22 protein-coding genes and 1 pseudogene are annotated in these 26258 nt (G+C 50.6%); 9 read left to right on the top strand and 14 right to left on the bottom strand.

Annotated features, from left to right (window positions below; translation table 11 throughout):
• Positions 1-400: 400 nt before the first annotated feature.
• The 3 genes and pseudogenes from H6A28_RS15205 to H6A28_RS12375 all read left to right on the top strand — a co-directional run.
• Positions 401-601 (top strand): annotated as a pseudogene (locus H6A28_RS15205) (AAA family ATPase); the annotation flags it as partial.
• Between the two features lie 471 nt (positions 602-1072).
• Positions 1073-1816 (top strand): AAA family ATPase, encoded by a 744-nt coding sequence (locus H6A28_RS15200; protein WP_239465355.1) that lies wholly within the window; start codon positions 1073-1075, stop codon positions 1814-1816.
• The gene (locus H6A28_RS12375) at positions 1800-3131 is read left to right on the top strand and encodes an McrC family protein (RefSeq protein WP_204480641.1); all 1332 of its coding nucleotides are present in this window, start codon (positions 1800-1802) and stop codon (positions 3129-3131) included. The genes H6A28_RS15200 and H6A28_RS12375 overlap by 17 nt, the downstream gene beginning before the upstream one ends.
• Here H6A28_RS12375 and H6A28_RS12370 read toward each other — a convergent pair whose 3' ends face one another.
• Positions 3132-3434 (bottom strand): type II toxin-antitoxin system RelE family toxin, encoded by a 303-nt coding sequence (locus H6A28_RS12370; RefSeq protein WP_204476397.1) that lies wholly within the window; start codon positions 3432-3434, stop codon positions 3132-3134.
• Positions 3431-3688, bottom strand: coding sequence for a hypothetical protein (locus tag H6A28_RS12365; protein WP_204476396.1), 258 nt, complete (start codon positions 3686-3688; stop codon positions 3431-3433). The genes H6A28_RS12370 and H6A28_RS12365 overlap by 4 nt, the downstream gene beginning before the upstream one ends.
• Positions 3689-3813: 125 nt before the next feature.
• Here H6A28_RS12365 and H6A28_RS12360 point away from each other — a divergent pair, with 125 nt between their 5' ends.
• On the top strand, positions 3814-5433 hold the full coding sequence (locus H6A28_RS12360; RefSeq protein ID WP_204480639.1) for an RluA family pseudouridine synthase: 1620 nt from the start codon (positions 3814-3816) through the stop codon (positions 5431-5433).
• 368 nt (positions 5434-5801) lie between these two features.
• The gene (locus H6A28_RS12355) at positions 5802-6374 is read left to right on the top strand and encodes a hypothetical protein (RefSeq protein ID WP_204480634.1); all 573 of its coding nucleotides are present in this window, start codon (positions 5802-5804) and stop codon (positions 6372-6374) included.
• Positions 6375-6484: 110 nt separating this feature from the next.
• Here H6A28_RS12355 and fucP read toward each other — a convergent pair whose 3' ends face one another.
• The 9 genes from fucP to rlmN form a co-directional block, all read right to left on the bottom strand.
• The gene (gene fucP, locus H6A28_RS12350; protein WP_204476393.1) at positions 6485-7690 is read right to left on the bottom strand and encodes an L-fucose:H+ symporter permease; all 1206 of its coding nucleotides are present in this window, start codon (positions 7688-7690) and stop codon (positions 6485-6487) included.
• A 12-nt stretch (positions 7691-7702) separates the two neighbouring features.
• Positions 7703-8425 carry an HAD family hydrolase gene (locus H6A28_RS12345; protein WP_204476392.1) on the bottom strand — a complete coding sequence of 241 codons (723 nt, stop codon included), beginning with the start codon at positions 8423-8425 and terminating at the stop codon, positions 7703-7705.
• Positions 8418-9428 carry a lysylphosphatidylglycerol synthase transmembrane domain-containing protein gene (locus H6A28_RS12340; protein WP_204476391.1) on the bottom strand — a complete coding sequence of 337 codons (1011 nt, stop codon included), beginning with the start codon at positions 9426-9428 and terminating at the stop codon, positions 8418-8420. Before H6A28_RS12340 ends, H6A28_RS12345 begins: the two co-directional genes overlap by 8 nt.
• Positions 9428-10375 (bottom strand): CDP-alcohol phosphatidyltransferase family protein, encoded by a 948-nt coding sequence (locus H6A28_RS12335; protein ID WP_204480632.1) that lies wholly within the window; start codon positions 10373-10375, stop codon positions 9428-9430. The genes H6A28_RS12340 and H6A28_RS12335 overlap by 1 nt, the downstream gene beginning before the upstream one ends.
• Positions 10372-11241: a hypothetical protein gene (locus H6A28_RS12330; RefSeq protein ID WP_204476389.1), complete on the bottom strand. Its 870-nt coding sequence runs from the start codon at positions 11239-11241 to the stop codon at positions 10372-10374. Before H6A28_RS12330 ends, H6A28_RS12335 begins: the two co-directional genes overlap by 4 nt.
• Positions 11242-11310: 69 nt before the next feature.
• A complete protein-coding gene (locus tag H6A28_RS12325) occupies positions 11311-12018 on the bottom strand; it encodes a nucleotidyltransferase family protein (RefSeq protein WP_204476388.1) in 708 nt (235 codons plus the stop codon).
• 1 nt (position 12019) lies between these two features.
• On the bottom strand, positions 12020-13114 hold the full coding sequence (pdxA, locus tag H6A28_RS12320) for a 4-hydroxythreonine-4-phosphate dehydrogenase PdxA (RefSeq protein ID WP_204480630.1): 1095 nt from the start codon (positions 13112-13114) through the stop codon (positions 12020-12022).
• A 2-nt stretch (positions 13115-13116) separates the two neighbouring features.
• Positions 13117-14184, bottom strand: coding sequence for a DUF4837 family protein (locus tag H6A28_RS12315; RefSeq protein ID WP_204476386.1), 1068 nt, complete (start codon positions 14182-14184; stop codon positions 13117-13119).
• Between the two features lie 12 nt (positions 14185-14196).
• The gene (rlmN, locus tag H6A28_RS12310; protein ID WP_239465354.1) at positions 14197-15252 is read right to left on the bottom strand and encodes a 23S rRNA (adenine(2503)-C(2))-methyltransferase RlmN; all 1056 of its coding nucleotides are present in this window, start codon (positions 15250-15252) and stop codon (positions 14197-14199) included.
• An 89-nt stretch (positions 15253-15341) separates the two neighbouring features.
• On the opposite strand from rlmN, the gene H6A28_RS12305 reads away from it, so the two are divergent.
• Genes H6A28_RS12305 through H6A28_RS12295 form a run of 3 tightly spaced genes read left to right on the top strand, consistent with a single transcriptional unit; the run spans position 15342 to position 20371 of the window.
• Positions 15342-17774, top strand: a complete 2433-nt coding sequence (locus H6A28_RS12305) for a DUF4922 domain-containing protein (protein WP_204480628.1) — start codon at positions 15342-15344, stop codon at positions 17772-17774.
• A 5-nt stretch (positions 17775-17779) separates the two neighbouring features.
• Positions 17780-19090 (top strand): SpoIID/LytB domain-containing protein, encoded by a 1311-nt coding sequence (locus H6A28_RS12300; protein ID WP_204480626.1) that lies wholly within the window; start codon positions 17780-17782, stop codon positions 19088-19090.
• Positions 19091-19102: 12 nt separating this feature from the next.
• Positions 19103-20371: an MFS transporter gene (locus tag H6A28_RS12295; RefSeq protein ID WP_430622441.1), complete on the top strand. Its 1269-nt coding sequence runs from the start codon at positions 19103-19105 to the stop codon at positions 20369-20371.
• Positions 20372-20393: 22 nt separating this feature from the next.
• Here the strand turns inward: H6A28_RS12295 and H6A28_RS12290 are convergent, their stop codons facing one another.
• From H6A28_RS12290 to H6A28_RS12280, 3 genes are all read right to left on the bottom strand, one after another.
• Positions 20394-21290, bottom strand: coding sequence for a LysR family transcriptional regulator (locus H6A28_RS12290; protein WP_204476383.1), 897 nt, complete (start codon positions 21288-21290; stop codon positions 20394-20396).
• A 15-nt stretch (positions 21291-21305) separates the two neighbouring features.
• Entirely contained in the window at positions 21306-21887 is a 582-nt protein-coding gene (locus tag H6A28_RS12285; protein WP_204476382.1) for a DUF6621 family protein, read from the bottom strand.
• 154 nt (positions 21888-22041) lie between these two features.
• Positions 22042-23148: an AraC family transcriptional regulator gene (locus H6A28_RS12280; protein ID WP_204480645.1), complete on the bottom strand. Its 1107-nt coding sequence runs from the start codon at positions 23146-23148 to the stop codon at positions 22042-22044.
• A gap of 462 nt (positions 23149-23610) precedes the next feature.
• On the opposite strand from H6A28_RS12280, the gene clpB reads away from it, so the two are divergent.
• Positions 23611-26199: an ATP-dependent chaperone ClpB gene (clpB, locus tag H6A28_RS12275; RefSeq protein ID WP_204480624.1), complete on the top strand. Its 2589-nt coding sequence runs from the start codon at positions 23611-23613 to the stop codon at positions 26197-26199.
• Positions 26200-26258: the final 59 nt, after the last annotated feature.

Raw genomic sequence — 26258 nt, 5'->3', positions numbered from 1 at the left:
TAGCAGCCATTTGTATTAGACTGCAAAGTTGCAAAATCAAGTCCGTTTCATTTCAAAAGACCGTGTAATTGACTATATTTCAATAATTTCAAAGAACTATTTATCCACTTTTACGGGACAGTAGTGACCCTAATAGGCAAAGCAATGCGAACCGCAGCAATATGAACGGTTATTAACTCATTACTTCCAAACAAGATAATTCTTCTAACTCGTTTAAATTCAACCATCTATATTCCTTATACAGATTTATAGAAAATCTGTGGAACAACCTTGCAAAACGACAAATGAGATTAATAATAAGCACTCATATCCACCAAACTATTACAGCTTTTTTCTAACTTTGTTTCCATATTGTATGGGTTAGTATTACCCGCTATATTTTATCAAACAACTATAAAATATGGAAGAGAAAAATCTAGACTACTATATCCGACTACTGGAAGCAAATAAAAATCTTATTCTGACAGGAGCACCCGGTACAGGGAAAACGTATTTGGCCAAAGCAATTGCGGACAAGATGGAAGCTGAATATGAATTTGTTCAATTCCATCCGTCGTATGACTACACAGACTTTGTGGAAGGTTTGCGCCCTACTCCTCCCGATAAAAACGGAAACATCGGGTTTGAAAGAAAGGATGGAGTGTTCAAGGAGTTTTGCAAGAAAACACTCCTTGAAACATTTACTACTTCCAATAAAGCAAACGAGCCCAATAATACACCTAAAGAAGTACCTCACATTGCCAGCTCATTTTCTAAAGAAAACTTACCTTCATTTTATGTCTTATACGACGAATTAAAGAAGAGAATACAAAATCATAGTGTCACTCTTTATACAGTCTATCCAAGAAGTCAAATGGAGCTTCAAATCTCAGGAAAAGACATAGTGTATAATAAAGGTGGTTCTTTTACCTCTAACTATATAAATGAAGATTACGTCCAAAAAATCTTCAATTACTACCGCGATAGAAATGTATCAGATATAACCAAAGTCCCTTTTAAAGATTTTTGTAATATTATTGGTAACACATTAAATTATACTTATTATAGGGGTATTGTTCAGGAACTTTTGAACATGAACAAAAAATTCATCAATATCCCCCAACTAGAAAAATCTTCATCAATTCAGAAAAATGCTTTTTCGACCGAAGAAGCAAATCCCCAAAATGAGAATATTAAAAAGGCTGATCCATCCCAGCCATACATCTTCATCATCGACGAAATCAACCGGGGTGAAATCTCCAAAATTTTCGGGGAACTGTTCTTCAGCATCGACCCAAGCTATCGCGGAGAAAAAGGATTAGTCAAGACCCAGTATCAGAATCTGATTACCGATGAATCCGACCCGTTCTACGAAGGCTTCTACGTTCCTGAAAATGTCTATATCATCGGAACCATGAACGACATCGACCGCAGTGTGGAGAGTATGGACTTCGCCATGCGCCGCCGTTTTGCCTGGGTGGAAATAAAAGCCAATGAGCATACAGCGATGCTGGACGAGAAACTGACAGACATGAAAGAGGAAATCATTCAGGTCATGACGCGCCTGAATGCCGCCATCTGGGATGAAGAAAACCACACGGGCATAGAAGGATTAAGCCCCGCATATCACATTGGAGGTTCCTACTTCAGCAAACTGACACTTTATCTGGACAACGAACGTACCCACAAGGAGGCAGCCTACAAGCACCTTTGGGAAAACCACCTGAAAGGTGTGCTGTTTGAATACCTGAGAGGTACGGCCAATGCCATGGAAAATTTAGAAATGCTGGAACAAGTGTATTATCAAAAAGAAGGAAAAGATGATATTGAAGGATAACTCACCCTATTCTTCCACATCGGAAAATCTTGAAGAATTCCTGTCTCTACAAAATGTAGCCAACCGTACCCTGTCGGAACTGACGGATGAATGTGGAAACAACTTGCTAATCTACCCTTATTCTTTCGAGGAATGTGAGGATAAAATAGGTAATCAGCCTCTCATGTCCTTACAGACCGATTGGAAAGGGAAGCAATGCACAAAAGTCCACTTAACGACAGGCAATCTGGTGGGATTTATAGGAGTCAACGAACATTCCGTTTCCATCCAGTCGCGTTTTGTTCAGCACACCGGCGAAGATTTCTTCCTGCATTACATGCTTCAAAAGGTGCTGTACCTCAACCTTTTCCGGATGCCACACGAAACAAGCGACGAAGCCGTCTTCGACTTTCTGCTCTATCTGTTTCCCAAATTTCTTAACGAGGCACTGGCGCAAGGCGTCTACAAGGAATACCAACGGAATACGTACAATGACGCGAATGTGCGCGGCGTAATAGACATTTCCCGACAGATAAAATGTAACCTGCCGTTTAATGGCCGTATTGCCTATCGCACCCGGGAGTTCAGTCTGGACAACCAAGTGACTGAGCTGATACGTCACACCCTCGAATATATCTGCACCACCCGATTCGGAAGAGCATTATTGGAAAGCGACACCCAGACCCGAGACAATGTGAGCCAAATAAGGACCGCCACCCCAAACTATCATCGGCAAGACAGAGAAAACGTAATCAGACACAACTTGAAGATTATTCCTCACCCTTACTTCACTCATTATGCGCCTCTTCAGAAACTTTGTTTACGGATACTGCGACACGAAAAAATCAAATACGGGCAGCAAGAGAATCCGATACACGGCATTCTGTTTGATGCGGCTTATTTGTGGGAGGAATACCTCGCCACTATCCTCACAAAACAAGGATTCACGCATCCCAACAACAAAAAAGGTACCGGACGCATCTACTTGGCCAAAGGGCACAAATTTCCCCGTTACCTGGACTTTTTCCGGAAATCCGACGGAACAATCGTGGATGCCAAATACAAGATGACTACAGAGAAAAGAGAGGATGTACATCAGCTCATCACGTACATGTATCGGTTGAGAGGAAAACAGGGCATTTTGATTCATCCCACCTTGCAAGCGCATGCTATCACGCGACATTCCTTGCGAGGATATGGAGAAGATGACAACGCGGAACTGGAAACCTATTTGTTCCACATTCCCCAACAGGCTGCCGACTATCCGGATTTTGTTTCAAAAATGGCAGTATCGGAAGAATTGCTACGGAAGCATTTGCAAAGCAACAAACCCTAGTCACACATCTTTTCTTTGCAGATTCTTTTCCATTTTCTTGTCGTATGCCTGTCCCCTGGGTACAAGATAGAGAAACATCACACAATCATCCACAATCTGCACATGAAAGCTGAAAAAGGCACGGTAACTGCCTATTCTCAGACGGTAAATGAAATCGTAATCCACTAACTTCTTGCAATCCGTCAGTTCCTCGATGCCTTCCGCATCCATCACTTCTTGAACCGCCTCACGTACGGATTCCAACATCTTTCCAGAGAGCTTGCGGACCGACTTCTCAAACTCCTTTGAAAATTCAACTCTCATTTCTCAGTCACGCCCAACCAGTCCATAAACTCCTTACGCTCCTTTTCCTCCAGCTTGACCTTCCCGTCCGGATAGTTTTCTGACAAATAACGGTAAGCCTCACTGTCATCGTATTCCTCCGCTGTCTTGTCAAGCAAATTCTCAATCAGCTTCTTCAGGTTCGTTCCCTGCCGGGCTGCCATGACTGAAAGTGCCTTAAAAGTATCTTCTTTCAGGTCAATAATCTTTCTTCGATGAGTAACGGTTGCTTCCATAATCTTCTTTTTCGCAAAGATAAGAAATATATACGATATATAGGGTATATATGATTTCATTTTTATAAAAGCCATTTTCTTCGTACCTTTGCTCCCGCAATAAAAAACGAACTGAATTTCTCACCATGATCCATTCTTTCCACACCCCGACCGAAGGCATCGCCTTGCCCAAGGCTTTCACTTTCCCCTTCCACTACACCCCTCACCCGCTCACCCGACTGGCGGCGGAAGAGGTGCGCCAATACCTGCTCACACGAGACGACTGGCAGGAAGAGCTCCGGCAGGGAAAGATGTTCGGGGTACTGGTCATCCAGGATACAGAAGGAAAGCTGGGTTACCTGGCTGCTTTCTCGGGCAACCTGGCCGGGAGCAACCACCACGCGTTTTTCGTGCCGCCGGTGTACGACCTCCTGCAACCCGACGGGTTCTTCCGCATCGAGGAGGCGGAGATTTCGGGCATCAACCACCAGATTGCGGCACTGGAGGCCAGCGAGACTTACCGCTCGGCACGGGAGGCATGGAAGCAGGCGGAAGAAGAGGCCCAGGTCACACTGACCCGTGAGAAACAGAAACTGAAAGAGGAGAAAGCCCATCGGGAACAACGGCGAAAAGGAGGGGTGTCTCCCGAAGAGGCCGAAGCGATGTCGCGCGAAAGCCAGTTCCAGAAAGCGGAGTTCAAGCGGTTGGAACGGCGGCTGAAGGAGAAGGTGCAGGAGGCCGGAGAGGCTTTCCAGACACTCGACCAGGAGATTCAGGCGTTGCGCCACGAACGGAAAACACGCTCGGCGGCTCTCCAGTTGCGGCTGTTTTCCCAGTTCCGGATGCTCAACGCCCGGGGCGAGGTGAAAGATTTGTGTGAGATTTTCCGGGCCACTCCGCAAAAGACGCCGCCTGCCGGAGCGGGGGAATGTGCCCTGCCCAAGCTGCTCCAGTATGCGTACCTGCATCATCTCCAGCCCCTAGCCATGGGGGAATTCTGGTGGGGCATGTCGCCCAAGGACGAGATACGCCGCGAGGGGCATTTCTATCCGTCGTGCAAGGGGAAGTGTGAACCGATTCTGAAACACATGCTCGTGGGACTGGAGGTCGAACCGAATCCGCTGGAGGAGGACGTACACCGACAAACGGCATTGGAGATTCTCTACGAGGACGAGTGGCTGGTGGTGGTACACAAGCCGGCGGGCATGCTTTCCGTACCGGGCAAGAACGACCTCGATTCCATCCTCCAGCGGCTGCACAACCTCTACCCCAAGGCTACCGGACCGCTCATCGTGCACCGGCTGGACATGGCGACGTCCGGACTGTTGCTGGCAGCCAAGACGAAAGAGGTACACAAGGAGCTTCAGGCGCTTTTCGAGACGCGTCTCATCCGCAAGCGGTACACGGCCATCCTGGAAGGGGAACTGGAAACGGACGAGGGTATCATCGACCTGCCGCTCTGTCCGAATCCGATGGACCGCCCGCGCCAGATGGTGAGCCAAGAATACGGGAAACGGGCGGTCACATCCTACCGGGTACTGGAGCGCAAGGATGGGAAGACAAGAGTAACGTTTTATCCGCATACGGGGCGCACGCATCAGCTCCGGGTACATGCTGCGCATCCCGAAGGACTGAATCATCCGATTGTGGGCGATGACCTCTACGGCCAGCCGTCCGACCGTCTGTACCTGCACGCCGCCGCGCTGGAGTTCGTACATCCGGTGACGGGAGAGAAAATCCAAATTGTAAAAGAAGCTGATTTTTAAGTATTTATGAATCGGCAGATTTTCGCCTGAAAAACGCCTTTGCGTTTCAACTAAAACGCAAGGACGTTTCATCCAAAACGCAAGTGCGTTTGAAGGAAAACGTAAAGGCGTTTGTCTTGAAACGCAAAGGCGCTTGAGTCCAAACGCACTTGCGTTTTTTCAGGCCCGGAAACCTGAGCCACAAGAGGCGTTTTTCGCAAGTAATTTTCATCATTACTCCGTCATCCTTTAAAAAATTCACATTTCCATTCTCATTTCCCTTTCAAATGTTAAAAGTGGGATTTTTCAATAAACCCTGAGGGGGTCTGGTTGTCTTAGAGTCGTAAGTGCACTGGAAACAAAATGTTCAACTTAAAAAAATGACAACAATGAAAACAACTCGTTTATTCTCTACATTGATTCTCGCTGCATGCCTGGGATGTGGCAGCATGATGGCGCAAAACGCTCCACAGAAAACGTGTCCGGCAAAGGCTGGAAAAGAAAATTGTGCTAAAATGACACCGGAACAGCGGATGGATATGCAGGCTGCCCGCATGGGCAAACAACTGATGCTGGACGATGCCAAACTGGCTCAGTTCACCACCCTCTACAAGGAGTATCTGACCGCGCTGAAGGATTGCCGTCCGGCCCCGGAAGGTGAAAAGGTAAAACCGTGCGAACGGACCGACGCACAGATTCAGCAGGACATTGAAAAGCGGTTTGAAATACGTCAGAAAGTGCTCGACACACAGAAGAAGTATTACAATTCCTTCAAAAAAATCCTGAATGCCCGTCAACTGGAAAAGGTGTTCAGCATGGACCGTCCGGGAAAGATGCACAAGCGCATGGGACAGAAGCCCTGCCCGATGATGCAGGGAAGAATGGGCAAGCCGGGACAGATGCCAGCTCCGGGATGTTCGAACCAATGTCCGGAAGCTCCTCAGGCTCCACAAGGTAAATAATCCCCAATTCTATACTTATCATTTAATACGCCGAAGCGCGGAACCCAGGGTATCGGGAGACACCTCAAGTTCCGCGCTTCTTTTATTTTGTAGCCCCCGATGGGGCAGGTTCAGTTTTTCAGACGCATCATGTGACGGGCATAACACCACACCACTACATAGCCAACAAAGGGTACCACAAAGGCCCAGTGCATATCGGCATAATCGCCTACCAGTCCCATGAGTACGGGACCCACAGCACCACCTACTGGTGACATCATCAGGAAGGAAGAGGCGCGCTTCGTATGGCTGCCCAGTCCTTTCAAGGAGAGAGCGAAAATGGTGGGGAACATAATGGCTTCAAAGGCATAACCGCAAAGCAGGGCCACAAACGACACAGACCCCAGGTCGAGAATCACCAACAAAGTAGTAATTACCGTTCCCGTAGCGCACCAGAAGAGCATTTTCTCAGCCCGCACACGGCGCATAATCCAACTCCCTACGAAACGTCCTACCATAAACAGTCCCAGTCCGCCGAACGACAGAATCAGGGAGGCATCGCGAGCGTTCATCCATCCTACCTCGGTCACGTAGTTAATGAAGAAACTGTTGATGGAAATCTCGGCCACCTCATAAGCGAAGAGGGCAATCAGGCCAAAAACAAACAGTTTATGGGCCCAGAGGCCGACACGGTTTCCTTCGCTGTCTACCTCCTCCTCGTGAGGAATTTCCGGCAAGCGCACCCGCACAAAAGCCAAGGCGGCCAACAGCACAATCACACCCATCACAGCGTACGGGAGGGCCACATTGCCGCTGGCCCCTTTTTCCTCGTCGGCAAACAGGAGAATTCCTGTCAGAATCGGGGCAAAGATGCATCCCAGTCCGTTGAACGACTGGGCGAAATTCAAGCGGCTGGCAGCGGTCTCCTTCGCTCCTAATTCTGTGACATACGGATTGGCGGCCGTTTCCAGGAAGGTCAGTCCGCATCCGATGACGAACAGGGAGAAGAGGAAAAAATTGAATGACATCCAGTGCTGTCCGGGAATGAACAGCAGGGAGCCGACGCCATACAGCAACAGTCCTAACACCACCCCCCGACGGTATCCGTAACGGTTGATGAACAATCCGGCGGGGATGGCCATGATGAAATAACCCATGTACATCGTAGCCTGAATCATGGCCGAGTGAGTACGGGTGATGGTGAGCAGTTCCTGAAAATGCTTGTTCAACACGTCCAGAATGGCATGGGCAAATCCCCACAGGAAAAAGAGTGAGGTAATCAGTACAAAGGGGAACAGGTATTGGCGTTCCACCAGGGCAACTCCTTGTTTTTTCATCCGTGCCCCTCCTTATACATACGACAGCAATTCCGGCAAATCGGTGATGATGAGGTCCGGAAGGGTTTCGTCTATTTCTTCATTTCCCCAGCCCTCTCCTTTCAGCCAGGCCACCTTGCAGCCCACTTTCTTTGCAGGCACCATGTCCTTCGAGAAGGAATCGCCTACCACCAGCACATTCTCGGCGGGCAGGCCCATGGCTTCCACGCCCAAGCGGTAAATGGCCGGATCAGGTTTGCGTACGCCCACCACCGACGACTCGATGATGTCGGCAAAGAAATCGAACAGGCCGAAGTCTTTCAGGATGGTCTGGATGTTTCCGTAGAAATTGGACACCAGCACCAGCTTATAGCGTTCGGAAAGGGTCTTCACCACGGGACGGGTACGCTCCAACACATCCAGCACGTAGCGATAGCAACTGTCGGCCACCTTTTCGGCATAGCGCTCGCGGCTGGTAGTTGCTTCGTCCAGCTTGCCCTGCTCTACCAGGTATTTCACCTGAATGTCGGTCTTGATGCGCAGTACATCGTGGAAGTTATGCTCCGGCTTCACCAACGGCACCCGGGCCAGCGTGCGCTCGCCGTGTACATACGCCTCACGGAAGCTGGCTTTGTCCACCGGCACCTGAAATTCCTCATACTTGCTCCACAGCACTTCCGCCCAGTGGCGGCTGTTTGTATCAATCGTACCTCCGTAATCAAAAATTACGCCTTTCACATCTGTCAGTTTATTCATCTTTTTTTGTAGTATTTTGGGTTCCATTGCCGACTTTCATCAACAACACTCCGATTACAATCCAAATCAATTCGCGCACACGGGTAATCAGTCCGGTATAGATACCGAACGCACTCGGGATGGCCAGTCCGCCCACGGCCAGCGCAAATCCTCCCTCACGGGCACCCAGCTGCATGGGCGAGAAAAAGAACAGGTTGGCAAATAGGGAGGTGAAGGCCATAATCAGGATGCACGACAGGAAACTCACGTGGTCGGTCAGGATATTCAGGATGAAGAACACCTCGGCACAGCTCACGATGCGAGCCATGAACTCCAGTCCCAACGACACGTAGAACGTACTCTTCCGCTGCTTGTGGAGTTCGGCTATCTGTGCGTCCACCCGCTCCAGCGATTCCTTTTTCTCCGTCAGGAAACGATGAGCCCAGCGTTTCACGTAGGGCACATGGCCCAACAACTTGAACGTGCGTACGGCCATTCCGTTGCGGTAGCCTTTCATGAAGAAATAGATGGCCAGCAGGCAGAAGAAGGCTACTACCGCCAGCACGATACCCATTCCCCAGTTCATCGGTTCAAAAATGAGATACAGCACCACGCCCGTCAACCAGAAGCAGAAATGGGAAAAGATGTGCATCATCACGTAGAGGATGACCGACGAAGTGGCCTTGCTGGCTCCCACGTAAGGGGTCAGCTCCATGATGCGGTACGGCTCCCCTCCCATCAGTCCCACCGGAGTGGCATAGTTCAGGGCAAAGCCGGAAACTGTCAACTTATAGACTTTCCAGAAAGGCACCTTGGCATGCTTCCCGTCACGGATGATGACATACCACGACCAGGTGTTCAGGTAGTAGATGAACACCCACAGCAGGATAACGGCCGGAAACCAGATACCGGCTTTCCGCAGATTCTGCCAGAGTTCCTGGTAGTCCATGTCGAACGTGCACAGCATGACCACGATGGCAAAGATACCGAAGAACCAGAATATGTTACGAAATTTCTCTTTCATTATTTGGCGTATTTATGATAAAGGAATGCGCACAAAGCTTCGTGACGGTGACGCATGTACACGAACAAGGAAGTCATCACCACAATCTCGAAGATAAAGTACAACCACGGCTCCCCAATCAGCAGACTGATGTAAAGGGCTATCGCACGGGTGTTGAAGGTCAGGATGTTGGTGTACTTCATCAGCGGGAGGCTCAGGGCACGGAATTCGTCGCGCAGTGCCTGAGGGATGTTGTCGCCATAACGCTCCTGCACAAAGGCATAGAAACGCTGGAAGTTCGGCGTCATCTGTTCCTGCTTGCGGGTATAGTTGCCGTAGAAATACAGAAAAGCCTTCCACCAGAAGTTGCCTTTCCAAGGCAGACTGTGGAAAATCTCGCGCTGCTGCTTGAAATTGTCCAGCTCACTGCCGGCCTTTCCCTTCAGGAAAAACAAGTGGATATTACGGTAATAATCGGCCAGCGTACACTGCTTGCTGTGGCACACCGTACCGGAGAACAGGGCAATCAACCAGATATAAATGCTCCAGGTCTGCCCGGAAGCCTCTCCGATATGGAAAGGAAGCGGTTGGTTGGTCAGGCGCAAGCAAATGGCCACATAGATGGTGAAGAACCAAAGGTCGCCGGCAAATCCGTCGAGCATACGTCCCCAGCGGGTTTTCTTTCCGGTCATACGCGCCAACTGTCCGTCGCAGCTGTCATAATGGTTAGCCCACATCAGCAGGAAAATACCAATCAGCGTATGGGTCATATCGGGATAATAGAACATCACCCCTGCCGCCACCCCGAGGATGATGGACAGGATGGTCACCACATTGGGATGAACGCCGAAACGCTGGAAAAACAAAGCCCACACATAACCGATGGGGCGATTGAAATGGATGTCCAGAAGCTCTTCTGTATCCATGGACTTGAAAGAAGCCTCTACTCCTTTTTTCTCCGTACTCATTCTTTTTCTAATTTGTGCATGATGCGGTTATAAATACATTTGGCTATTTCCGGTCCGGCTTCCACCCGGCAGCGGGCAAAGCTGGGCCAGTCATTGAAATCAATGATACGGATTTCACCGGTGGACGATACCACGCAGTCACCTCCGTAGATAGGAACATTCAGCACTTCAGCGGCCTTGTTCGCATAAGTCTGAAGCTGTTTCACGTCAAAAGGAAATCCACGCGTCTCTCCGTTGATGGCTTCCAAACCGAACTTGCTGTGTGATTGTTCCGTGGGATAAAAACTGTAGAAGAAATCCGTTCCCTGCACGCCGTAGAACTTCACCAAGTCTCCTACCAGGTGTTCGTTGACCACGGCCACCGGAATGTTCCGTTTCCGGAAATCGGCCATCACCACCTCGGCTTCTTCCCGGCATTCCACATATACCACGTCTTCTTTCACCATGGCATGCGAATTGCCCCGCTTAATCCAGCAAGGGAAAATGGAAGGGGTAAACTTCCCGTCGGTGGGAATAATAAAACTCTGCGGATGGGGCACTCCGTTTGCCATCAGCAGTTCCGTCATCCGCTGACGAACACAATTATCAATGCCATAGGCCGAATTTACAACCACAGCTCCGTCAGCTTCCAATTCCTTCAACCGTTCGATGGTGGTTCTATCACGTGCCATGTCAAAGATAAACTTTGCCTCTATTTTTTTAGTCACAAATTCCTTTTCCGGATACATAGTGACCTCACACCCCATTTTCTCCAATGCTTCTGCTGCCAGTCGGATGATGGCAGCGTCATTGTCTACATGATTCGGGGAATACTCATTACCGCGGCTCACACCAACCACCCAAATCTTCTCTCCTCTTTTATACATTCTATCTTTTGATTCTAGATTTTTCGCAAAAAATCAGGTTTAGTTACTTACTCTCTCGTTCTCTTTTCGTTAGTCTTGTCCGTTTAGAAAAGCCTCTGCTTTTACGATGTCGTCCGCATGGTCTACATCCAGAATTTTAGAAAATGGATAAGCTTTAAGCCGCAAGCCGTCAGCTACCAACTGGCGCTGAAAATTGCGCATACGTGACATGCCTTGCGCCATGCATTTCTCCAACGTCACAATCGACTTAGGAGACAAACAATAAATTCCGCCCGAAATGTAACGGGTGTCGGGCTGCAGACTGTCGTAGAACCCGGTAATGCGATTGGCCGCATCCGTACCGATGTACAAGGGTTTCTCGTCGTCGATATAATCGGTTACAGCCATCATGCCGTCGCCGTCAAAAGCCTTGAAGGCTTCAATGAAACGGGCGAACTCTTCTTCCCGGAAAATGGTGTCGACAGTAGTCAGACAGAAACGGTCGTCTTTCAGGTAACGACTCAGTTCATAGAAACTATGCATGGAACTCGGAGTAGTCTTGACCACTACCCGCAAAGGTACTTCCGATGTCTTTTCCAATTCATGCAAATGAGCCTTTGTAAGGGGTACCTCGTTGTTGATGATGACGACCACTTCCTCCGCTCCGTTCTGTGCGAAGATGTGTATCAGGCGGTCAATCATGGCCACACCGTTCAGTTGCACCAAAGGCTTGGGCAACTGAACTCCTTCTTGTGACAACCGGGACCCCTCCCCGGCTGATATGATTGCAAACTTCATGTTATTCTTCTTCTACGCTATCTAATTTCAGTTTATCACTATCATCACGTTTCTCATAATACTGCTTGCGCAACGGGCGTGCACTGATTTCTTTCTCCCAGGCACGGTTGCGGAACACATCCATAGCCACGTACACTGCCTGACGGAACGAATCTTCCGAAGCAATTCCTTTTCCGGCAATGTCGTACGCCGTACCGTGAGCCGGTGAAGTACGTACGATGGGCAGCCCCGCAGTGAAGTTCACTCCCTCATCCATGGCCAGCGCCTTGAACGGAGCCAGTCCCTGGTCGTGATACATGGCCAGAATACCGTCAAAGTGGGTATAGTTGCCGGAACCCATGAAGCCATCTGCTGGATAAGGCCCGAAGCACTGCACGCCCTTGGCAATCATTTCCTTCATGGCCGGAATGATAATCTCCTGCTCTTCCGTACCCAGCAAACCGTTGTCGCCCGCATGCGGATTCAAGGAGAAGACGGCGATACGCGGATTGTCGATGCCGAAATCTTTCTTCAGTGACTGGTGGAAGATTTCCATCTTTTCCATAATCAGTTCCTTGGTCAACATACCGGGAATGTCTCGCACCGGCACATGTCCGGTGACCAGTGCCACACGGAAATCACCTTTCAACAGAATCATAAGAGCCTTCTGTCCGTCGCCCACCCGTTCCTCAATATATTCTGTATGACCGGGAAAGTGGAAAGTCTCCGACTGAATGGTATGCTTATTGATGGGAGCCGTGACCAATACATCGAACAAGCCGTCACGATAGTCAGTCAGTGCTCTTTCCAACGCTGTCAAGGCTGCCTTTCCTGCTTCAGGCGTCGGTTTGGAAAGCTCCACCTTCAATTCTTCTTCAATGCAGTTCACTACGTTTACTCTTCCGTCCTGTGCATCTTCTGCCGTGTTTACGATGCTGAAGTTGGTCGGTATTTCCATGGCTTTGCGATGATAGGCAGCCACCTTCGGCGAACCGTAGATAACCGGCGTACACAATTCCAGCATGGTAGGATCGGAGAAGGTTTTCAAAATCACCTCATAACCAACCCCATTTATATCTCCATGAGTGATACCCACTCTAATTTTACGATTTTCCATATTTATTGCTTGTTCTGTTCAGCTTCTTCTTTGTTCACTTTTTCTTCCGAAATGGTATTGTCTACCGGAATCTCCGACACTTCTTTTTCCGACGGGAGCTGCAAGGTATAAAGCGCCGCATTCAGTTTACGGATTTGGTCGCGTTTCAGCTTGCCCGGGTTATAAACAAACCCTTCCACTACAATGACGCGGGCATGCTCACGGTCTACGCGTACATGAGATACGAACGGACCGCCCATGGCATCATTCTTCATATCCCACAATCCGCGAGCTTCAAACGCATAATCTCCTTTCACAGCAATATTGCGAGTGGTAAGGAAGATGGAATCGGATGTTTCCATATACATGCCTTCACGCTCGCCCGGAAGGTTCACTTTCATGACAGAGTCGCGCTTGTGAATGAAATACTCCTTGGTAAAGGTGTTCTTATCACGGAACGGATAAGAATACATCACGAAGTTCAGGTCATTCAGGTTGCTGGAAGCCCAAAGAAAGTCCTTTCCTACCTTATACGATTCCAGTTCCACCGGCATCCAGATGTCGCAGTCGAACAGACTCTTCACCTTCGTAGAAATCAGTTCACTGTGCTTCTTTTCCAACAGTTTGACCTGACGGTTCATTTCAGCACGGGTGAAGAAATCGATAATCACCTGTCCGTTCTTCGATACATAATCGGCAAATTCCTGCTGATTGGGTGCCTGGATGGTCATAATCATCTGTGGAGAAGAATAGGCATCACGGGTATATTTGAATTTGGGCTGCGTGTAGATGTCCTGAATATCCACAATGATGATGTTGCGGAAAAGACGGACCGACCGGTTAAACGCATCCGGACGCACACGCGAAATACGGAACGAGCGTTCCGACTGTGGCAATCCCGGCACATCGGTGTCCAACACGTGGAAGAGGGCACTGTCCGGACTCATCCAACATTTGTCGTCGGCTACCACCATTACTTCGTAAGGGCGTCCGCTGGACACCGGAGTGATGATACTCTTTCCACCATTACGGCAGGAAGCAAATGACAGCACTGCCAAGGCTATCCCAAGATAATAAGTTACTCGCTTCATGATATTCTGGTATTAAATGGTTTCATTTTCTTTTTCTTTTTTCTCTGCCTGCTGCTGGGCAGTAGACAGCATACCGCAAGCGGCAAAGATATCTTCTCCACGAGAAGCACGGATGGTAGCAAACAATCCATGCTGGGTCAAATAGTCACGGAACGCAATCATCGATTCCATGTCAACTCCCTCCAAATCTACATTCGGGATAGCATGGAAACGAATCAGGTTCATCCGGCAATCGAGTCCCCGCAACAGCTTGACCAGTTCTTTGGCGTAAATCAAGCTGTCGTTCACTCCCTTGAACACGATGTATTCAAAAGACAGGCGGCGTTGCTTACTGAAATCATACTTGCGGAGGATGTCCACGATTTCCGTGATGGAGAAAGCCTTCTCGGCCGGCATCAGTTCCCGGCGCTGGGCAGGAAACGGTGAATGCAGACTGATGGCCAAGTGGCAGTCACTCTCCTGCAAGAAACGTTCCAAACCTTTCCGAAGTCCGACAGACGATACGGTAATACGTTTCGGACTCCATTTGTAGCCATAATCGGCCGTCAGGATTTCCAACGCACGCAGCACCTCATCGAGGTTGTCAAACGGCTCTCCCATGCCCATGAACACCACATTGGTCAGGGTATCCCGTTCGGGCACCGAATAAATCTGGTTCAGAATCTGTGCCGCGGTCAGACTGGTGGTATATCCCTGTTTCCCGGTCATACAAAACTTACAATTCATCTTGCATCCCACTTGTGAAGAAACACAAAGCGTGGCCCGGTCTTCGTCGGGAATATATACGGATTCAATGTAATCACCTTCGGGCGTGCAGAACAGATACTTCACTGTTCCATCTACCGAACGCATCTCATGCACCGGTGCACTGGCTCCCACTTCGTAGTTCTCCATCAACCGCTCCCGGTTCTTCAACGAGAGGTTGGTCATCTCGTCAATTGAACGCACTTTCTTGTCGTACAACCACGAAGCAATCTGTCCGGCCGTGAACTTGGGCATTCCCAAATCCTGCACAATCACTTTCAATTCGTTCAGTGTTTTCCCCAATAAAGGAGTTTTTGTTATCATAATTCTCTTATATTCTACACATTTAGCGTACAAAGTTAGGGAAAAAATAAGATATATTCCCTATCTTTGTCCGTATAAATGTATTAAATATGAATAATCTAGTGACTTGTTTCCTTCCTTACGAAGGTGATAACCAACAAAATAAGACCATTGAGGGACTAAGTGCCAGTTCCCGGACAGACCAGATATTCCTACTAACCGACCACCCGGAGAAGGCCTGTGCCCCTACCGACAAATGCCGCATCCTCCCCTATTTCTCGTTCCAGCAGACCGACGGCATCCGGCAGATGCTGTCGCTGACGCACACGCCTTACCTGCTCATCTATACCAAGACGCAGGCACTGGACATGGGTTACATGGCGCTGGAACGCATGTGCGACTACCTGTGCGCCCTGGAAACCGGCATGGTCTATGCCGACCATTATCAGGTAGTCAACGGAGTACGGCAGCCTCATCCGGTCATCGACTATCAGCCGGGAAGCGTGCGTGATGATTTCGACTTCGGCTCGGTGCTGCTTTTCAAGACGGCGGCCTTGCAGGAAGCCTTTGAATGTATCACCCACCAGCCGGAGTACCGTTACTCGGCCCTCTATGCCGTACGACTTGCCCTCTCCCAGCAGCACGAACTGACCCATATCCGAGAGTATCTTTATACCGAAATTGAAGAAGATACCCGCAAGTCGGGCGAGAAACAATTTGACTACGTAGACCCGCGCAACCGGAGCGTACAACTGGAACGGGAAACGGCCTTTACCTATTATTTAAAGCACATCGGTGCTTTCCTACCTCCGGTACAGCGGGACATCGACCCCACGGAAGGGGAATTTGCCTACGAGGCGTCAGTCATCATCCCCGTACGCAACCGCATCCGCACCATTGCCGATGCCATTGATTCCGTACTGACACAAGAGACCGATTTCCCTTTCAATGTGATTGTCATCGACAACCATTCGACCGACGGTACTACGGAGTGCATCGACCGCTATGCCGGCAATGAGAAGGTAATCCACCTCATTCCGGAACGGGACGACCTGGGTATCGGTGGATGCTGGAACTTAGGTGTGCATCATCCACTCTGCGGACGCTTCGCCGTGCAACTGGACAGTGACGACTTATACAGCAGTCCGTCTACCCTCCAGACCATCGTCGACAAATTCCGCCGGGAACGCTGCGCCATGGTCATCGGTTCGTACCGCATGACCAACTTCCAGCTGGAAACCTTGCCGCCGGGCGTCATCGACCACAAGGAGTGGACCGACACTAACGGCCACAACAATGCCCTCCGCATCAACGGACTGGGGGCACCGCGTGCTTTCTTCACACCATTGCTGCGGGAAATCCGCGTGCCGAACACCAGCTACGGCGAAGACTATGCCTTAGGACTGGCTTTCTCCCGCAAATACCGCATCGGCCGCATCTATGACGTGCTTTATCTGTGTCGCCGCTGGGAAGGTAACTCCGACGCAGCCCTGAGCATCGAAAAACAGAACCAGAACAACAGCTATAAAGACAGCCTACGTACGCTGGAAATACGCAAACGGCAAGCCATGCTTCGTCGTCCACTTTCCTGGGAAGAAGCGTCACCGGAGATTTCGGCAGACGCCTTCATCCACCACCAGCTGGACACTTGGCCATTGGCCCGTAAGAACCACGAAGCCTTGGAGCACGTGCAGACCCACACCCTCCCATTGGATGGTAACGAGATCACCGTGCAGTTCAACCCGGCCCGTGCCGTTTCCACCTGCGCCAAAGTGGACAAGGCTTCCATCGCGGCCCGTCCCTGTTTCCTCTGTCTGAGCCACAAGCCGGAAGAACAGCAGAGTCTCCGCATTATGCTGGACGAAGCCTTCAGCCTTCGTCTGAACCCTTATCCCATCCTGCCGGGTCACCTCACCATTTCTACGGAACGGCACCAGTGGCAGACCTTAGCCGACAAGACCGCCCGCCGATTGCCCGAGCGACTGGTCGACTGGCTGGAAAATCATTTCGCCAGCGGCTACACCGTATTCTACAACGGAGCCAAATGTGGAGCCTCTGCTCCCGACCATTTCCATTTTCAGGCCGTACGCCAGAAAGATGTCCCCCTCATCCAGCAATGGAACAAGCTGATGGGCACCGCCGTAGAAAAAGGATTCGAACCGTTACCGGATGGAAAATCCTGTATCGCTTACGACATTGAGGGCTATATCTGCCCCTTACGTGCTTTCATTACCCAGGGAGGAATGGGTACCGGCACCCGACTGATTGAGAACTATCTGCGCAGCCTGCCCTTGCCCGAAGGAGAGATGGAGCCCCGCTACAACCTGTTTGCTTGGAATGATTCCCGCTACGGGTTTGTCACGGTCTACATTCCGCGAACGGCCCACCGTCCGCAATGCTACACCGCCGAGGGAGGTGCCCAACTGCTTGTCAGTCCCGGAGCCCTCGACATGGCTGGTATCCTGGTGACAGCCCGCGAAGAAGATTTCCAAAAACTGAACGCCGACACCCTGCGGCAAATCTATCACGAAGTAACACATTAAGCATCATGAAAGAACCCGAAATCAACGTGGGCATTGTCAATGCCCTTGAAATACATTTCACCCTCAATGCCAAGTTCCTGGCCAAAGGGGAAACCGTCTCCGGCAAACAGCATGTCTCTTTCGACGAAGGAGGTATCTTTTGGAACGGAAACGTATACCGCGAACTGACCTTCACCCCGCTGGAAGACGATGCGTCTTTCTCGCTTGAAGACGTGACCATCGGCATCAACTTCCATTGGGAACGGCAGGAAACACAGACCTTCTTAGGCACCCTGCGACTGGTGGTGGACGAGGGAAAAATTACGGCCATCAACCAGCTTCCGGCTGAGGACTACCTGACCAGCGTCATTTCGTCGGAGATGAGTGCCACCTCTTCCTTGGAGTTTCTGAAAGCCCATGCCGTGATTTCCAGGAGCTGGCTGCTGGCCCAGATTGAAAAGCGGAAAGCCCTCAGCAAACAAGGAAGCGGCTTCTTCCCCTTCTTTAAAACTGATACAGAATATATTCGCTGGTACGACCGCGAAGACCATACCATCTTCGACGTCTGTGCCGATGACCATTGCCAGCGCTACCAAGGTATCACCCGTGCATCGAACCAGAGCGTAGTGGAAGCCGTCAAGGAAACCCGCGGCCAGGTGCTCATGTACAAGCACACCATCTGCGATGCCCGTTTCTCCAAATGCTGCGGCGGGGTGACCGAAGAATTCAACTACTGCTGGGAGGACAAGAAATATCCTTACCTTAGTGCCGTACGCGACCTGGACACCGAATCCCCGCTGCCCGACCTGACAAAGGAGGAGGAAGCCGAACGCTGGATCCGCCAACGACCGGAATCGTTCTGCCACACCACCGACCCGAAAATCCTCTCCCAGATTCTCAACAACTACGACCAGGAAACACAAGATTTCTATCGCTGGAAGGTGAGATATACGCAGGCGGAACTGGCCGAGCTGATTGTGACTCATACCAAAAGCAATTACGGCGAAATCCTCGACCTCATCCCGGTGGAACGCGGAAAGTCGGGCCGTATCAGCCGCCTGAAGATTGTAGGTACCCTGAAAACGATGATTATCGGAAAAGAGCTGGAAATACGACGGACCCTCTCACCCACCCACCTGTTCAGCTCAGCCTTTGTGGTCGACAAGGGACCGGAGGTAAACGGTGTGCCGGAATGGTTCGAACTGACCGGTGCCGGATGGGGACACGGCGTGGGCCTTTGCCAGATTGGCGCTGCCGTGATGGGCGAAAAAGGCTATGCCTACGACCAGATTCTGCTGCATTATTATCGGGAAGCTGAAATCCGCAAGTTATACTAAATCCTGACGGCCATGCATACACGTTCTCCTTGGTATTGGGTACCTTCACTCTACTTTGCCGAAGGTCTGCCCTACGTAGCGGTCATGATTCTCTCGCTGGTGATGTACAAACGGATGGGTATCTCGAACACGGAGGTAGCCCTCTACACCAGCTGGCTGAACCTTCCCTGGGTCATCAAACCCTTGTGGAGCCCGTTTATCGACCTGCTCCGCACCAAACGGTGGTGGATTGTCCTCACTCAGTTGCTATTAGGAGCGGGATTGGCCGGCATCGCCTTCACCATCCCTACAAGCCATTTCTTCCAGACCACCCTGGCCGTATTCTGGCTGGTAGCCTTCAGCTCCGCCACCCACGACATCGCCGCCGACGGATTCTATATGTTAGGACTTACTCCGCACCAGCAAGCCTTCTTCGTGGGCATCCGCAGCACTTTCTACCGCTTTGCCACCATTGCCGGACAAGGTCTGCTCATCATGCTGGCCGGACGGCTGGAAGAAATGACCGGCCGCACTTCCTATGCCTGGAGCATCACCTTTTTCACCTTAGCAGGCTGTCTGCTGGCCCTATGGCTCTACCATTCTTTCGTCTTGCCACGACCCGATCAGGACCGTCCTTCAGCCAGTCATCCGAAAAACGCCAAAGGTATCCTGACCGACTTCTTGCTTACCTTCCGCTCCTTCTTTCAGAAAGAGCAGGCTCTCACCGCCATTCTGTTCATGCTGCTCTACCGCCTGCCGGAAGCCCAGCTGGCCAAGATGGGTATTCCGTTCCTGCTCGACCCCATGGAACAAGGAGGACTTGGCATGACCACCGCCCAAATCGGCTTTGCACAAGGTACGCTCGGCATCGTCGGACTGACCTTAGGCGGCATTTTAGGAGGTATTGCCGTAGCACGCCACGGACTTCGCCACTGGCTCTGGCCCATGGTATGGGCCATCTCCCTGCCCGACTTAGTCTACGTGTACCTGAGCTACGTCCAGCCCGACAGCCTTGTCCTTATCAACAGCTGCATCTTCGTGGAACAGTTCGGTTACGGATTCGGCTTCACGGCCTACATGCTTTACCTGATTTATTTTGCCAACGGCTCGCACAAGACCTCGCACTATGCCATCTGCACGGCCTTCATGGCCTTGGGCATGATGTTGCCAGGCATGATTGCCGGATGGATGCAAGAAACCTTAGGCTACCAGCTGTTCTTCATCTGGATTATGGTCTGCACCCTGGCCACTTTCGGTGTGACCGCCCTGCTGAAAATTGATCCTGAATTTGGAAAGAAATAAAAAGAAGCGCCCCGTCCGACTCTTACTTCCCCTCAAGGAAATGCCGGACAAAGCGCATGAAATGCAATACGGTATCAGCCTCCTGTCCCTGGGCCGATACAAAACAGAAATGCCGCTTGAACTGCAAGCCTTCAATGTCAATTACCTGAAAGTCGCCTTCCTTCAGTTCCCGCCCCAAGGCGCAGACCGACACGATGCCCATGCAGTCACTGCACCGCAGGAACGACTTGATGCCCTCCGTACTGCCCAGGTGCATCCGCACGTTCAGTGACGAGAGCTTCAATCCTTGCTCAGCCAATACCATCTCAATGGCATCCAGCGTGCCCGAGCCCCGCTCACGAAGCACCAGCGGCACGCGGGTAAACTCGTCCAATGTCAGTTCCTCTTTTCCGGCCCAGCGTCCGCGCGGACACACCACCGGTACCAGCTCGTCGCACAAGAACGGTTCATAGCGCAGGTTGGGCAGGCGGAACACCCCTTCCACCATCCCCACGTCGATGGTATGCTCCTGCAACGCCTTCTCCACGTTGCGCGAGTTGGTATCCATGAGCGACACGCTCATCTGCGGATAACGTTCCGTATAAGCAGCCAGTACAGGTGGCAACACATACTGCGAGATGGTCGTACTCGCTCCCAGCCGCAGTTCCCCCGCATACTCGTTGTTCAGCTGATGCATGTCGTACTCCAGCTTGCGGTAATCGGCCAAAATACGTTCGCAATGCTCCATGAGCAACTTCCCCGCCTCCGTGAGCGAGATGGAGTTCCCCTTTCGGTCGAACAGGCGCACTCCGTAGAGACTTTCCAGTTCGCGCACATGTTTGGTCACGGCCGGCTGGCTCACGAACAATTCCTGCGAAGCCTTGGTAAAGCTGAGGTTGCGGGCCACACTGTAGAATGCTTTCAAACGGAAATCAGACATAGACTACTCCACGGATTAAAGTTCCTCTGCCCGGATGCCCAACGACTGAAGTACGGCAAACCCGAGCATCTCAAAACGGTAACTGCACTCGTGTGCTGGAGGATTCATGCCGAACACCACCACACTTTCCTTGTCTTTCATCTTCTCTGCCAGTTCTGCCACGGCTGAGCCATATTCTCCCTCATCGGGCACCAGCATCACCCGACGCGCATCTTTCGACTCCATGAGCAACTGCAACGATTCACAAAACAAATCTTCTCGCCGAGCCATTCCTGAAGTCTGGAACGCATACAGTGAAAACTCGCCCAGCCGGCTCTGGAAAGCCATGCCGTGAATTTCCTTTTCCAAATCGGAAGGCGTACAGAAATTCATCCGGTCATGTGCCGCATCGTACACAAAAATCACCTGTATTTCATGCTGCCCCGGTTCCAGACCGGCATCCAGTGCCAAACATTCCAGTAGCACCGCGAGGTCGGCCTTAGGCAGTTCACGGCCCACCAAGGGCGCAAAATGAGCCGCCATATCCCCGCCTACGCGGTCCAAAAAAGCAGCATCTATCAAAATTACATCAGAAGCAAAGGGTATTTTCTTTTCCATAAATTAGTTAATGTGTTTCCGTCTATATTCAAAACTCTGTATCCCCATTGGGCATTTCATACATGCACAATAAAAAGCCTTTAGACAAAGGTACGAAAAATATCCGAGAGCCCACCTCTCTCCCGTTATTTAAAATTCACAAGCATGGGTTCCCTCAGAGACGGTTTTTCCGCCACCGGGCCGGCGAACAATTCTCCCGTTCCTTGAACAGACGTATGAAATGACTGGCCGACTGGAAACCCGATCTTTCCGCCACGTCGGCAATCGTCAACTCCCGATGCTGAATCAGTAGGTCCTTGGCATATTCTACCCGCAGCCCAGCAATCCACTCTCGGAACGACGCGCGGTAAGCCGTCTTGATATAAGCGGACAGATAAGTACGGTTGGTTTTCAACAAATCCGACAGTTCCTTGAGCGTCAGCCCCTTCGTAAGATAGCCGCCCTCTTTTATCCATACGGACAGCTTTTCCTCAATACCTGCATAGCAGGCAGGAAGCTCCCCTCCTGCCGTCGCTTCCGGAGTTTCCCCTTCCGAAGGCATTTCCTGCTCGAAAGCCTGCTCTACCTGTTCGTAAAACAGGAGATAGTTCATGTAGGCACAATAGAGGTAGATATAAAAAGGAACAGACGAGAGTACCCAGATATAGATATACTCATCCGGAAGGAAAGTCAGCACACTACACCCCACTCCGAAAATTACGGCACAGTAGGTGAATACCGACAACCACCGTATGTAAGCACCGATATCATCCGAATGGGTGTCATCAAACAAACGCACCGCTCGGCGATAAGCCAAAATGAGACGGCGTGCCAGGATGAATCCATACGTCATCAGCCAGACCCCCATGCTTAGTAATCCCACCTTCTGAGCTACTCCTTCCGGAAAAGTCAGTAGCACCACGCCCGACAAGGCCGTGAACAGCAGCCACTGGCACACATGTACCCTGAAACGGCGGCGTGTAATGTAGAAGCGGTCGAGTAACGTGGTCAATGCGGAACTGAAGAGCCAGTAACATAGAAAATAGGTAGACAAATTCATTAAGATAGCCGCATGGACATTCCAAAAACGGATTTCAAAAAAGAAATGCACGGCATAATTGGCAGCCAGCAACAACAGGGCTGCTCCCATTATCCGCCGTGAACGGAGGTAATTGACAAATATGGCCTTCTCCGGCGTAGAAGCAAACAGAAAATAAAATCCCAAAAACAGCATCAGCGGCAAGGCGATGCAAAGCGAATAACTGTATATAGAATGTGTCATCATGTTTTAAGGCTCCTTTCATGAATCGACAGATAGATCCAATCCACCTTGTCGACTACATATCACGATCTTCCATCACAAAGGAAATCAGATACAAAGATACACAATTTCAGCTACAACCCAGTAGCATTCCGAAAAGCTTTTCCCCTCCTCCAAAAACGCAAGTGCGTTTGAATCAAAACGTCGAAGCGTTTTACCTGAAACGCACTTGCGTTTTGGATGAAACGTACTTGTGTTTTAGTCCAAACGCACTTGCGTTTTCCAGGCTGACAAATATCGCCCTATAACTGACAGATTTTCAGTTAAAAAAGAGCCCAAAATGACAAATCGGCAGGTCTTCTTTCCGCATGGCTTCTGGCAAAGAATTTGTATAAAGGTAAGCGTCGTGAGCCGCCTACCACAAGGCGGGAGGTTCCCGGCAAAGAAAAAGAAAAACAACAAGAACGAGAAAGGAGACCATTTATGAACTTTAACAACTTTACAATCAAATCGCAAGAGGCAGTGCAGGAGGCGGTAAATCTGGTACAGAACCGCGGACAGCAGGCCATCGAGCCGGAACATTTGATGGCAGGTTTGCTGAAGGTGGGCGAAAATGTAACCAACTTCATTTTCCAGAAACTCGGCATAAACGGCCAGCAGATAGAAACCGTACTCGACCGGCAGATTGCTTCCTTGCCGAAGGTATCGGGAGGAGAACCCTACCTGAGCCGTGACGCCAACGAAGTGTTGCAGAAAGCCGTGGAGGTATCCAAGGAACTGGGCGACGAATATGTGTCACTTGAAGCCATGTTGCTGGCACTGCTGAACGTGAAAAGCACGGTGTCTACCATGCTGAAGGATGCAGGACTGACCGACAAGGAATTGCGGGCTGCCATCCAGGAATTGCGTCAGGGACAGAATGTGACCTCACAATCAAGCGAAGATACGTATCAATCACTGAATAAATATGCCATTAACCTGATAGAAGCTGCACGAAGCGGAAAACTCGACCCGGTCATCGGCCGTGACGAGGAAATCCGACGGGTGCTGCAGATTCTGAGCCGGCGTACGAAGAACAACCCGATTCTGATCGGTGAACCGGGTACCGGTAAGACGGCCATCGTAGAGGGACTGGCACAGCGAATTCTTCGGGGCGATGTGCCGGAGAACTTGAAGAACAAACAGCTGTTCTCACTGGATATGGGTGCGCTGGTAGCAGGTGCCAAATACAAAGGTGAATTTGAGGAACGTCTGAAATCGGTCATCAACGAAGTGAAGAAATCCGATGGAAACATCATCCTCTTCATCGATGAAATCCACACCTTGGTGGGTGCCGGAAAAGGCGAAGGTGCCATGGATGCAGCCAACATCCTGAAACCGGCCTTGGCCCGTGGGGAACTGCGGAGCATCGGTGCCACTACCCTCGACGAATACCAAAAGTATTTCGAAAAGGATAAGGCGTTGGAACGTCGTTTCCAGACCGTCATGGTAGACGAACCGGATACGGCCAGCTCTATTTCCATCTTGCGTGGACTGAAGGAGCGTTACGAAAACCACCATCAGGTGCGTATCAAGGATGAAGCCATTATCGCGGCCGTGGAACTGAGCAGCCGGTATATCACTGACCGTTTCTTGCCGGATAAGGCCATTGACCTGATGGATGAGGCAGCTGCCAAGCTGCGTATGGAACGTGACTCTCTGCCGGAAGAACTGGATGAGATTGAACGCCGGTTGAAACAGCTCGAAATTGAACGCGAGGCTATCAAGCGGGAAAAGGACGAGGCGAAACTGGCTCAGTTGAACAAGGAGATTGCGGAACTGAAGGAACAGGAGACTTCTTACAAGGCCAAATGGCAGAGTGAGAAGGAACTGGTGAACAAGATTCAGCAGAACAAGAAGGAAATCGAACAACTGAAGTTCGAGGCTGATAAAGCAGAACGTGAAGGCGACTACGGAAAGGTGGCCGAAATCCGTTATGGAAAGCTGCAGGCACTGGAGAACGAAATCAAGTCCATCCAGGAAGACCTGAAGAAGAAACAGGGCGACAACGCCTTGATCAAGGAAGAGGTAACGGCCGAAGACATCGCCGACGTGGTATCCCGCTGGACGGGTATACCGGTGAGCCGTATGTTGCAGAGCGAGCGTGAAAAGCTGCTCCACCTGGAAGACGAACTGCACAAGCGGGTTATCGGACAGGATGAAGCCATCCAGGCTGTGGCTGATGCCGTACGTCGTAGCCGTGCCGGACTGCAAGACCCGAGACGTCCGATTGGTTCGTTCATCTTCTTGGGTACGACCGGTGTCGGTAAGACCGAATTGGCCAAGGCCTTGGCAGAATACCTGTTCAACGATGAATCGCTGATGACGCGTATCGATATGAGTGAGTATCAGGAAAAGCATACCGTGTCACGTTTGATCGGTGCCCCTCCGGGATACGTAGGTTACGATGAAGGGGGTCAGTTGACTGAAGCCGTACGTCGGAAACCGTATTCAGTAGTCTTGTTCGATGAAATCGAGAAGGCGCATCCGGATGTGTTCAACATCTTGTTGCAAGTACTGGACGATGGACGTCTGACCGATAACAAGGGACGTACGGTGAACTTCAAGAACACCATCATCATCATGACTTCCAACTTGGGCAGCTCGTACATCCAGAGTCAGTTCGAGAAGATTAACGACCAGAACCATGACCAGGTGGTAGACGAGACCAAGAAAGAGGTGATGAACATGCTGAAGAAGACCATCCGTCCGGAGTTCCTGAACCGTATCGACGAAATCATCATGTTCCAGCCGTTGAACAAGCCGCAAATCGAACAGATTGTCCGCTTGCAAATCAAAGGCATCCAGAAGATGCTGGAAGACAACGGTGTAACCTTGCAGATGAGCGACGAAGCCATCGACTTCCTGGCTACTGCCGGCTACGATCCGGAATTCGGTGCACGTCCGGTTAAACGTGCCATCCAGCGCTACTTGCTGAACGATTTGTCAAAGAAACTCCTGTCACAGGAAGTGAACCGCGAGAAACCGATTATCGTAGAGCGCGAGGGTGATGAATTGAAGTTCCGTAACTAAGTCTACGGGATTTTTCCCTTATCTTCTATTATATAAAATGAACCCTCCACAGGGAGTCC

Origin of the sequence: Bacteroides mediterraneensis (genome assembly GCF_016900355.1) — a bacterium.
In the GTDB taxonomy this organism is placed as follows: domain Bacteria; phylum Bacteroidota; class Bacteroidia; order Bacteroidales; family Bacteroidaceae; genus Phocaeicola.
The sequence above is the reverse complement of the archived record's forward strand: the minus strand, read 5'-3'. Positions and strand labels throughout refer to the sequence as shown.